Annotated in this window: 10 protein-coding genes and 1 pseudogene; 7 read left to right on the top strand and 4 right to left on the bottom strand. The window is 64.1% G+C overall.

The features are described from left to right. Positions 1 to 33 precede the first annotated feature (33 nt). From aroA to rpsA, 3 genes are all read left to right on the top strand, one after another. Positions 34 to 1,392, top strand: a complete 1,359-nt coding sequence (aroA, locus tag EOA22_RS12790) for a 3-phosphoshikimate 1-carboxyvinyltransferase (protein ID WP_127390000.1) — start codon at positions 34 to 36, stop codon at positions 1,390 to 1,392. A 67-nt stretch (positions 1,393 to 1,459) separates the two neighbouring features. Then, on the top strand, positions 1,460 to 2,104 hold the full coding sequence (gene cmk / locus EOA22_RS12785) for a (d)CMP kinase (protein ID WP_032898722.1): 645 nt from the start codon (positions 1,460 to 1,462) through the stop codon (positions 2,102 to 2,104). Between the two features lie 215 nt (positions 2,105 to 2,319). Beyond that, positions 2,320 to 4,017, top strand: coding sequence for a 30S ribosomal protein S1 (gene rpsA / locus EOA22_RS12780; protein WP_013528183.1), 1,698 nt, complete (start codon positions 2,320 to 2,322; stop codon positions 4,015 to 4,017). 97 nt (positions 4,018 to 4,114) lie between these two features. On the opposite strand, the gene EOA22_RS12775 is transcribed toward rpsA, so the two are convergent. The 4 genes from EOA22_RS12775 to EOA22_RS12760 form a co-directional block, all read right to left on the bottom strand. Next, a complete protein-coding gene (locus tag EOA22_RS12775; protein WP_063169846.1) occupies positions 4,115 to 4,822 on the bottom strand; it encodes an SDR family NAD(P)-dependent oxidoreductase in 708 nt (235 codons plus the stop codon). A gap of 169 nt (positions 4,823 to 4,991) precedes the next feature. After that, positions 4,992 to 6,569: a 5-guanidino-2-oxopentanoate decarboxylase gene (locus tag EOA22_RS12770; protein WP_127389999.1), complete on the bottom strand. Its 1,578-nt coding sequence runs from the start codon at positions 6,567 to 6,569 to the stop codon at positions 4,992 to 4,994. Further along, on the bottom strand, positions 6,566 to 7,213 hold the full coding sequence (locus EOA22_RS12765; protein WP_032809890.1) for a TetR family transcriptional regulator C-terminal domain-containing protein: 648 nt from the start codon (positions 7,211 to 7,213) through the stop codon (positions 6,566 to 6,568). The genes EOA22_RS12770 and EOA22_RS12765 overlap by 4 nt, the downstream gene beginning before the upstream one ends. Further along, positions 7,210 to 8,082: a dimethylarginine dimethylaminohydrolase family protein gene (locus EOA22_RS12760; RefSeq protein ID WP_024501898.1), complete on the bottom strand. Its 873-nt coding sequence runs from the start codon at positions 8,080 to 8,082 to the stop codon at positions 7,210 to 7,212. The genes EOA22_RS12765 and EOA22_RS12760 overlap by 4 nt, the downstream gene beginning before the upstream one ends. A 213-nt stretch (positions 8,083 to 8,295) precedes the next feature. Between EOA22_RS12760 and EOA22_RS12755 the strand changes: the two genes are divergently transcribed. The 4 genes and pseudogenes from EOA22_RS12755 to EOA22_RS38835 all read left to right on the top strand — a co-directional run. Beyond that, positions 8,296 to 9,111: an ABC transporter ATP-binding protein gene (locus tag EOA22_RS12755; RefSeq protein ID WP_063169844.1), complete on the top strand. Its 816-nt coding sequence runs from the start codon at positions 8,296 to 8,298 to the stop codon at positions 9,109 to 9,111. Between the two features lie 53 nt (positions 9,112 to 9,164). Further along, positions 9,165 to 9,965: a transporter substrate-binding domain-containing protein gene (locus EOA22_RS12750; RefSeq protein ID WP_063169843.1), complete on the top strand. Its 801-nt coding sequence runs from the start codon at positions 9,165 to 9,167 to the stop codon at positions 9,963 to 9,965. Between the two features lie 155 nt (positions 9,966 to 10,120). After that, positions 10,121 to 10,834: an ABC transporter permease gene (locus tag EOA22_RS12745; RefSeq protein ID WP_196815384.1), complete on the top strand. Its 714-nt coding sequence runs from the start codon at positions 10,121 to 10,123 to the stop codon at positions 10,832 to 10,834. After that, positions 10,834 to 11,008, top strand: a pseudogene (locus EOA22_RS38835) (ABC transporter permease); the annotation flags it as partial. The gene EOA22_RS12745 and the pseudogene EOA22_RS38835, both read left to right, overlap by 1 nt.

Raw genomic sequence — 11,008 nt, 5'->3', positions numbered from 1 at the left:
CCCGCCCGCCGGCATTCCGTCCAGGGAAATTCCATGTCTCACGCCGCCGCCCCCAACCCGGCCACCGCCCGCCAATCCCCAGCCCTTTCCGGCATCGCGCGCGTGCCGGGCGACAAGTCGATCTCGCACCGTTCCTTCATGTTCGGCGGCCTCGCCTCCGGCGAGACCCGCATCACTGGCCTGCTCGAAGGCGAGGACGTGATGCGCACGGGTGCCGCCATGAAGGCAATGGGCGCGCATATCGAGAAGAACGGCGACGAGTGGGTGATCCGCGGCACCGGCAACGGCGCGCTGCTGCAGCCGGAAGGCCCGCTCGATTTCGGCAATGCCGGCACCGGCTCGCGGCTGACCATGGGCCTTGTCGGCACCTATGACATGGAGACGACCTTCATCGGCGATGCCTCGCTGTCGGGCCGGCCGATGGGCCGTGTGCTGGAACCCTTGCGCCAGATGGGCGTGCAGGTGCTGAAGGCGACGCCGGGCGACCGCATGCCGATCACACTGCATGGACCCAAGCATGCCGCACCGATCACCTATCGCGTGCCGATGGCCTCGGCGCAGGTGAAGTCCGCAGTGCTGCTCGCCGGCCTCAACACGCCCGGCATCACCACGGTGATCGAGCCGGTGATGACACGCGACCACACCGAAAAGATGCTGAAGGGGTTTGGCGCCAATCTGTCGGTCGAAACCGACGAGCGTGGCGTGCGCCACATCTTCATCGAAGGCCAGGGCAAGCTGACCGGCCAGACCATCGCCGTGCCGGGCGACCCGTCCTCGGCCGGCTTCCCGCTGGTGGCCGCCCTGATCGTGCCGGGTTCGGACATCACGATCGAAAACGTACTGATGAACCCGACCCGCACCGGCCTGCTTTTGACGCTGCAGGAGATGGGCGGCAACATCGACATCCTCAACCCACGCAATGCCGGCGGCGAGGATGTCGCCGACCTGCGGGTACGTTACTCCGAGCTCAAGGGCGTCATCGTGCCGCCCGAGCGGGCGCCGTCGATGATCGACGAGTATCCGGTGCTGGCGGTCGCTGCGAGCTTCGCCGAGGGCGAAACGCTGATGCAGGGGCTGGAGGAGTTGCGGGTGAAGGAATCCGACCGGCTGTCGGCCGTCGCCAACGGGCTGACGCTCAACGGCGTCGACTGCACCGAGGGCGAAGCTTCGCTTGCCGTGCGCGGCAAACCGGGCGGCAAGGGCCTTGGCGGCCATCCCAACGGCAAGGACACCACCGTGCAGACCCACCTCGACCACCGCATCGCCATGAGCTTTCTGGTCATGGGGCTGGCGACGGAAAAGCCGGTGACCATTGACGACGCCGCCATGATCGCGACCAGCTTTCCGGAGTTCATGGGGCTGATGACGGCGCTGGGCGCGGAGATCGGGTGACGGTCGTGGCAACCAATAGCCTTGGTACGTTGGCAGGCCAGCGCCCAACCCTTTCGGCGGTCTGCCAATGACACACGTCTTCACCATCGCCATCGACGGCCCCGCCGGCGCCGGCAAGGGCACCCTCGCCCGCCGGCTGGCCGACCACTACCGCCTCAACCTGCTCGACACCGGCCTCACCTACCGTGCCGTGGCCTATGCGCTCATCCAGCACGCGCTGCCGCTCGACAATGTCTCGGCGGCTGAAACCGCTGCCCGCCAGGTCGATCTGGCAAAGCTCGACCGGACGGTCTTGTCGGCGCATGCGGTCGGCGAGGCGGCCTCCAAGGTCGCGGTGTACCCGACCGTGCGGCGCATCCTCGTCGAAAAGCAGCGCGACTTCGCCAAGACGCCGCCGGGTGCGGTGCTCGACGGGCGCGACATCGGCACCGTGGTGTGCCCCGACGCCGACATCAAACTCTATGTGACGGCGAGCGCCGAGGTGCGAGCACAGCGCCGGCTGGCCGAGATCGAGAGCATCGGCGGGACCGCTGATTTTACCGAGATCCTCGCCGATATCATGCGCCGCGACCAGCGCGACATGGGCCGTGCCGACTCACCTTTGAAGCCGGCCGCCGACGCGCACTTGCTTGATACCAGCGAAATGGCTATAGAAGCCGCGTTTCTTGCAGCCATGGCGATCATCGATGACGTCTTGGCCAAGAGAGACTAGGTCTGATCCGGGTTTTTCCCTCGTCTTTCCGTTGTCGGAGGCGAAGAAAATACCCATATCGGGCACGAACCAGCCTGCCAGCATTCTTCATGCGCCGGAATTGCCGCTTAAAGAGCGGCCCAGGGCTTTTGTAGCCCGGAACGCCGGCAGGCCAACGCAACGCTAACCCACGGCGCCCGTCCCGCTTCCAGATGCGGGGCACTCCAGGAGAAACAATGTCAGCTGCAAATCCCACTCGCGATGATTTCGCGAGCCTGCTCGAAGAATCATTTACAACAGGCCATTCCGGCGAAGGCCAGGTCGTCAAGGGCACGATCACCGCGATCGAAAAGGACATGGCCATCATCGACGTCGGCCTCAAGGTCGAAGGCCGCGTGCCGCTGAAGGAATTTGGCGTCAAGGGCAAGGACACTACCCTCAAGGTTGGTGACACCGTCGAAGTCTATGTCGAGCGCATTGAAAACGCGCTTGGCGAAGCGATGCTTTCCCGTGAGAAGGCCCGTCGCGAAGAGAGCTGGGTCCGTCTCGAAGAGAAGTTCACCAAGGGTGAGCGCGTCGAAGGCGTCATCTTCAACCAGGTCAAGGGCGGCTTCACGGTCGACCTCGACGGCGCCGTGGCCTTCCTGCCGCGCAGCCAGGTCGATATCCGCCCGATCCGCGACGTCTCCCCGCTGATGCACAACCCGCAGCCCTTCGAGATCCTCAAGATGGATCGCCGCCGCGGCAACATCGTGGTGTCTCGCCGTACCGTGCTCGAAGAGAGCCGCGCCGAACAGCGTTCGGAAATCGTGCAGAACCTCGAAGAAGGCCAGGTTGTCGAAGGCGTCGTCAAGAACATCACCGATTACGGTGCGTTCGTCGACCTCGGCGGCATCGACGGCCTGCTGCATGTCACCGACATGGCATGGCGCCGCGTCAACCATCCGACCGAAATCCTCAACATCGGTCAGACGGTCAAGGTGCAGATCATCCGCATCAACCAGGAAACCCACCGTATCTCGCTCGGCATGAAGCAGCTCGAGAGCGATCCGTGGTCCGAGATCGGCACCAAGTTCCCGATCGGCAAGAAGATCAAGGGCACCGTCACCAACATCACCGACTACGGCGCGTTCGTCGAGCTGGAGCCGGGCATCGAGGGTCTCATCCACGTTTCGGAAATGTCGTGGACGAAGAAGAACGTGCATCCAGGCAAGATCCTGTCGACGACCCAGGAAGTCGACGTGGTGGTGCTCGAAGTCGATCCGGCCAAGCGCCGCATCTCGCTCGGCCTCAAGCAGACGCTCGAGAATCCGTGGCAGGCTTTCGCCTCTAGCCATCCGGTCGGCAGCCAGGTCGAGGGCGAGGTCAAGAACAAGACCGAGTTCGGCCTGTTCATCGGCCTCGAAGGCGACGTGGACGGCATGGTGCACCTTTCCGACCTCGACTGGACCCGTCCGGGCGAGCAGGTCATCGAAGAGTACAATCGCGGCGACATGGTCAAGGCGCAGGTGCTCGACGTCGACATCGACAAGGAGCGCATCTCGCTCGGCATCAAGCAGCTGGCCAAGGATACGGTCGGCGAAGCGGCGACTTCAGGCGAACTGCGCAAGAACGCGGTCGTCACCTGCGAAGTCATCGGCGTCAAGGATGGCGGTCTGGAAGTGCGGCTGGTCGACAGCGGTATCGAAACCTTCATCAAGCGCTCCGACCTGAGCCGTGACCGCGACGAGCAGCGCCCCGAGCGCTTCACCGTCGGCCAGAAGGTCGATGCCCGCGTCATCGCCTTCGACAAGAAGACCCGCAAGCTGCAGGTCTCGATCAAGGCGCTGGAAATCGCCGAAGAGAAGGAAGCGGTCGCTCAGTACGGCTCGACCGACTCCGGCGCTTCGCTGGGCGACATCCTGGGTGCCGCGCTGAAGAAGCAGGGCAGCTAAGTCTTCGCACCGCGAAGCCTTCGCACAGGCTCCAAAACAAAACCCCGCCGGAGCGATCCGGCGGGGTTTTTTTTTGACCTAGGTAAAGGTTGGAAAGTTACGCCCTGCCGTAAAGCGGCACCAGCGTGCCGCTCATCGCCTGATTGGCCGGCGAGGCGAGATAGGCGATGGCCTCGGCGGCGGCTTCGAGGCTGACCCATCTTGTGACATCGGCATCCGGCATATCGGCGCGGTTTGCCGGCGTATCTAGCGTCGACGGCGCCACGGCATTGACCAGGATGCCCTTGTGCTTCAGCTCTTCGGCCATCGCCACCGTCATGGCTGCCACCGCCGCCTTGCTGGCGGCGTAAGCGACCATGCCGGCGCCGCGCCGCGGATCGAGCCCGGCGCGCGCGGTGACGTTGACGATGCGGCCCGCCGTGTCCGACGACAGCATCGAGCGGATCGCGGCGCGGCAGCACAGGAAGGCGGTGCGCGCATTGGTGTCCATCATCTCGGCAAAGGACGCCGACTCGATCTTTTCAACAGGCGCCGAGGTGAAGCCGCCAGCCAGATGGATCGAGCCCCAAAGGCCCGGAACCTGGCTATAGAACGCTTCGACCTTCGCGGGGTCCGAGAGATCGACGTTGTGCACCAGCTGGACACGGTCATGCGAGGTTAAGGGGAAATGCGTAGGGGCGGCGGCATGAGCATTGGGCACATGGCAGATCGCGCCGTCGCTCAGCAGTTTGCCGACAACCGCACCGCCGAGCGCACCGGTCCCACCAGTCACGACGATATGCTTGCCTTCAAGTGTTTCCGTCATCTTGGACGCTCCTGTCATTTTTTTATCGTTAGGTCATTTCTGTGCCGCCGACGCGAAGCGTCGCGCCTTTTGCGCCATCACTCAATTGACATCTCGACATGGCAGTTGTCGCGTCTTTGCATGCGTCCGACACTTCAGCCGTGGCCCGCCAAAACGGGAAACCCGCGCTTCAGTCAACTGTGATTTCGATGACGCGCGGCAGTCCGGTGGCCCGGGCGCGCTTCAGCGCGTCCGCGAGAGCGTCGATATCGGCAAGCCGTTCGGCGCCGATGCCATAAGCCTCGGCCAGCTTGCAGAAATCCGGCGGCGCCGGCGATACGCCAACCGGCTCGACGCCGACATCGAGCATCGAGGTGTCGATCTCGCGGTAGCCTCTGTTGTTCCAGACGACGAAGATGACCGGTACCCGCGCGTCGAGCGCGGCGCCCAGTTCCGGCAGCGTGAACTGGAAGCCGCCGTCACCCGTGAGGCAGACGACCGGCGCATCGGGTATCGCAAGGGCCGCGCCAATTGCGGCCGGCGGGCCGTAGCCAAGCGCGCCGAAGCCGGTGGCGGCATTGAACCAACCGCCTGGCCGATCATGGTCGTAATAGAGGTTGGCCGCATAGATCGGCTGCGTCGAATCGCCGACGATGAGCGCGCCCGGCAAAGCGTCGCGGATCATCTCGACGGCGCGCATCTGCCCCTGCAGTGTCGGATTGAGCTCGGCAAAGGCTGCTTTGCGTGTAGTAGCGGCGCGCGACGAACCGCCCTCGCTTGCCCGGACATGGCGGGTTTCCAGAAGCAGTGCTTCGAGCGCCTCGGCGCAATCGGCCTGGATCGAAACCGTCGCCGGGCGGCGGGCAAGCTGGTCCGCGCCGATATCGATGCGGATCAGGTTGGCGGGCAGGACGAAGCCGCCATCGCTGTAGCCGTCATAGTCGGTCGGGCCGAATTCGGTGCCGGCGGCAATCACCAGGTCGGCGTCGGCCATCAGCGCCCGTACTGTCTTCAGGCTGGGACTGGCCGGCACGCAAAGCGGATGACCATGCAGCAGGCCGCGCGCATTGGTGGTCTGGACGACCGGCGCCCCCAGCCGTTCGGCCAGACGCCGCAGTGGCGCTTCGGCGCGTTTGGCGCCGCCGCCGACCAGGATCAGCGGGCGGCGCGCTGCACTGATGAGTTTGGCCGCGTTGGCAATTGCGACACCTTCCGGCACGGGCGGCGTCACATTGCTCAGCATGGCAGCGATGCCATCCGCCGGCTTGACCATGACGTCGGTCGGGATCTCGATATGCACCGGGCCGGGCCGGGCCGATGAAAACAGGGCGAAGGCCTGCGCCAGCGCGCCGGGCAATTCGCCAGCCTCGGTAACGCGCTGCGAAAACAGCGCCACCTTCTCCATCATGCCGCGCTGATCCGGCAATTCGTGCAGATGGCCCAGCCCCTTGCCCAGCGTCGGCGTGGCGTTGACGCCTGAGATCACCAGCATCGGCACCGAATCGGCACGTGCCTGCCCCATGGCGGTGATGGTGTTGGTCAGCCCCGGTCCGGTGATGACGAAGGCGACGCCCGGTCTGCCGCTGGCGCGTGCGTAGCCATCGGCCATGAAGCCGGCGCCCTGTTCGTGACGCGGTGTGACGTGGCGGATCTTGGAGCGCGCTAGCCCGCGGTAGAGTTCTACCGTGTGGACGCCGGGAATCCCGAAGACCGTGTCGACGCCATGGGCTTCGAGCAGCGAAATGAGCGCTTCGCCGAGTGTCGTCATTGGTTTTCCTCCCCTTCCGGCGCGAGGCCTAGTTCGGCCTCGACGGCCTTGATGCCGATCGCCGCCAATTCGCCGGGCGAGAACATCTCGCCGGCCAGGCAGCCTTCGATCCAGAGTCCGTCGATGATCGCATTAATCGCGATGGCATGGTGGCGCAATTGGCTTGCGTCCGATTTGCGCCGTTCGGCGGCGAGCACCTCGGCCACAACCGCTTCCACCTCATTGCGAAAACCAAGGTAGCCTTCGCGGTGGGCGTGGGCCAAGGTCGGATCCGCTCTGGCGCGGCCGATGAAGGTTGCCCAGAGCGAAAACACCCGCGCGTCGATAATCGGCGCATTGAGGTTGGCGGTGACGAAAGCCGCAAGGCGCTGGCGAGGCGAGGCATTCTCCATGACCAAAGCCGCTTTCGCCTGCTCGGTCATGCGGCCCATCAGCGCTGCATAGGCTTCCTGCAGCAATTCTTCCTTGCCGGGAAAATAGTGCCGGATCAGCCCGGCGGTGACGCCGGCACGCAATGCGATGGTGCGCAAGGTGGCGCCCTGCAGGCCATGTTCCGCCACACTGTCCAGAGTGGCCTCGATCAGATCCTGCCGCCGCCGCTCCTCGCCCTCGCGACGGAACCTGCGGCGGGATGGCATATTCATTGGCGCAGGATCGGTCGCGTCAGGCATGTCGGCCCGCCCTCGCAGGCGATGCAGAGCGCATCCGCCTCGAAGATTTCGACCGTGCAGCCGGCGGCTTCCATCGCGGCTTTGGTCTTTGGAAAGCCTGCGACGGCAATGATCTTGTGTGGGCTGGTCGGCAGCACGTTCAGGCTAAGGCCGTTGGAAGCCGCGAACTCTTCGGCGTCGCCTTCGACCAGCCGGATGTTACGCGCCTTCAGCATCTGATAGAATGGGGCCGGCAAAAGCGGTGAATGGACCAATGCGAGGTCGTCGGCCAGCGGGCTGATCACCGACATCAGATGCAGGCACGCTTCTTCGCCTTGCCACAGCGGAAGATCAAAGCCGTAGACGGAAACGCCCAGCGGCGTCAGCAGGTTGGAAACCTGCTGGATGCCTTCCTGGTTGGAGCGGACACCGCGCCCGATCACCAGCGTACGGGCATCGAGCCATACGCAATCACCGCCTTCGACCTGGCCAGGAACCTCGACGCGGCCCAGGATTGGAATGCCCAGCCTTCGGTAGGTTTCCTCATGCAGCGAGGGCTCCCTGGCGCGCAACGGCTTGCCCATGGACAGAATCAGCGCGCCGCGATCGGTCATCAGCGACGGGTCGTGCGTGAACACCGAGTCCGAAAGTCCATCCGCCGTGTCCTCGATCCATTCGATTTCGGCACCGGAAGCCGCCACCAGTTCAGCAAGGAGCGCGTGCTGCGATGCCGCTTTCGCCGGATTGAATCCGGGGCCATAGTGCCAGGCAGCCCTGTCGGCATTGCGCATGGCGTTGGCCGCCGACCGCATCAGCACGCGGCGCAGCGGCGCCGCCATGGACTGTGATCCGAAAGCGCTCATCGAAGTCCTTTTTCGCTGAAAAAAATCGAGAAAATTTCATGGAAGGCTATTTATACACTTGCACAACAAGCTCGCAAGTGCCGTAATAAGCAGGATTGACGGGCTCTCGCCGTTGGGTCCATGCTGAAGTCTGGAGCGGGGCAGTACAGCGTATATGTTAATTAGCCGGATACACGTTCGACGAACCGCAGCCGACCCGATAGAGGTCACCCGGTGAGCGTGGTGGAAGCTGCCGCAGTCCGATCCGGCAAGGCGCAGGACGGCGCCGCCGAAGCCATCCATGTCGAGAACCTGCACAAGAAGTTCGGTGAGCTGCATGTGCTGAAGGGCGTCTCGCTGTCGGCGCGCGACGGCGAGGTCATCGCCATCATCGGCGGCTCGGGCTCCGGCAAATCGACCCTGCTGCGCTGCATCAACTGCCTGGAAAACCCGACCAGCGGCATCATTCGCGTCAATGGCGAGGAGATCAAGCTCAAGGCCGACAGCCACGGCCACACCATTCCGGCCGACCGCAAGCAGATCGAGCGCATCCGCTCCAAGCTCGGCATGGTGTTCCAAAACTTCAACCTGTGGAGCCACATGACGCTGATCGAAAACGTCATCGAGGTTCCGGTGCATGTGCTTGGCGTCAAGCGCGATGTGGCGATCGGCGAGGCCGAGAGGCTGCTCGCCCGTGTCGGTCTGGCTGAAAAGCGCGACGTCTATCCGGCCTATCTGTCGGGCGGCCAGCAGCAGCGCGCCGCGATCGCCCGGGCGCTGGCCATCAATCCGCGCGTCATGCTGTTCGACGAGCCCACCTCCGCGCTCGATCCCGAACTGGTCGGCGAGGTGCTGAAGGTGATCGGCGACCTGGCGCGCGAAGGCCGCACCATGGTGCTGGTCACCCACGAGATGAAGTTCGCCCGCGAGGTCGCGACCCATGTCGTCTACCTCTACAACGGGCTGGTCGAGGAAGAAGGGCCGCCGGAGCAGATCTTCGGCGCACCGAAATCCGAAAGGCTGAAGCAGTTCATCCGCAACATCGGCTAGGCAAGCCGGGACGGAAGAAAACCGGGAACCAACAACAAACTGGGAGTCATGAAATGAAGACCGTTCTGAAGACATTTGCCGCAGCGCTGCTGCTCGGCGTCGCCGCCATGGGCGTGGCCAAGGCCGATCCGGTCAAGATCGGCGTCGCCGCCGAGCCTTATCCGCCCTTCACCTCGCCCGATGCTTCGGGCAAATGGATCGGCTGGGAGATCGACTTCATCGACGCCGTCTGCGCCGAGGAGAAGCTCGATTGCGTCATCACCCCGGTTGCCTGGGACGGCATCATCCCGGCTCTGACGACCAAGAAGATCGACCTCATCGTCTCCTCGATGTCGATCACCGCCGAACGCGCGAAGACGATCGATTTCTCGGACAAGTACTATAACACGCCGACCGCGATCATCGGCCCGAAGGACCAGAAATTCGGCTCCGCTCCGGACGACCTCAAGGGCAAGATCGTCGGCGTGCAAGTGTCGACGGTGCACGCTGTCTATGCCAAGAAGCACTTTGGCAGCACAGCCTCCGAGATCAAGGAATACCAGACCCAGGACGAGGCCAACAACGATCTGGCCGCCGGCCGTCTCGACGCGGTGCAGGCCGATTCCATCGCGCTTGGCGAATTCCTCAAATCCGACCAGGGCAAAGCCTGCTGCGACCTGAAGGGCATGGTCGCTCCCGATGACGAAGTGCTCGGACCGGGCGTCGGCGCCGGCGTGCGCAAGGAAGACACCGACCTGAAGGGCAAAATCAACGCCGGCATCAAGGCGATCCGCGCCAACGGCAAATATGACGAGATCTCGAAGAAATACTTCGATTTCGACATTTACGGCGGCGGCGGCGCGCAGTCGAACTGACGATCCTCGTATGAGCTGTGGGGTGTGGCGTCGCGCCATGCCCCACCTGCTCGATCTTTCCCAGGCATGTTTGCCGCCGACGCAGCCGTCGGCGGTTAGTCAGCACTTCGGGGGCGACGCTGATCGACGCACTTCTTTCGGCCTCCGCGGCCGGCATCACCGAGCTTCTCTCGCCCTACCCGCCAGGCTGGGGCGGGGCGCTTCTGGTTGGGCTGCTGCATTCGATCGAGATCGCGCTGGGCGCCACGTGCCTCGGCCTTCTGATCGGCACCGGCGGCGCCTATGGCAAGCTTTATGGCGGGCCGGTGGTGCGCGATCTCCTGGCGGTTTACACCACCATCGTGCGCGCCGTGCCCGAACTGGTGCTGATCCTGCTGCTCTATTACGCCGGCACCGACCTGATCAATCAGGCGCTGACGGCCATGGGTTATCAGCGCGTCGACGTGAGCGGCCTTGCCGCCGGCATCGCCGTGCTCGGCTTCGTCCAGGGCGCCTATTCGACAGAGGTGATACGCGGCGCGATCCTGGCCATTCCGCAGGGCCAGATCGAAGCCGCCCGCGCCTATGGAATGTCTCCGGGCCTGATGTTGCGGCGCATCACCTTGCCGTCAATGCTGCCCTTCGCTATTCCGGGCCTCGCCAATCTCTGGCTGATCGCCACCAAGGACACCGCGCTATTGGCTGTTGTCGGCTTCTACGAGCTGGCGCTGGCAACGCGGCAGGCAGCGGGCGTCACCAAGGCCTATTTCACCTTCTTTTTCGCGGCGGGCGTGCTCTATCTGCTTTTGTCGCTGTTTTCCAACCTCGTTATCGGCCGGGTCGAGACCTGGTCGCGGCGCGGCATGCCTTCGCTCAAGGAGGCGCGCTGATGGCCAACGAGGCGACCATCATCGACGTCGTCGCGCGAACGTCGCTGTGGCTGCAGCCGCACCGCATCGTGCTGATCCTGATCGCACTGGGCCTTGTTCTGTCGGCCGCCTTTTTCATGCGCTGGGACTGGCTGCCGCAATATTATGAAATGGGCTTGATCGGCCTCTGGCGCT

Origin of the sequence: Mesorhizobium sp. M7A.F.Ca.US.014.04.1.1 (genome assembly GCF_003998745.1) — a bacterium.
Classification (GTDB): domain Bacteria; phylum Pseudomonadota; class Alphaproteobacteria; order Rhizobiales; family Rhizobiaceae; genus Mesorhizobium; species Mesorhizobium ciceri.
This window is presented reverse-complemented; position numbering and strand designations above follow the sequence as displayed.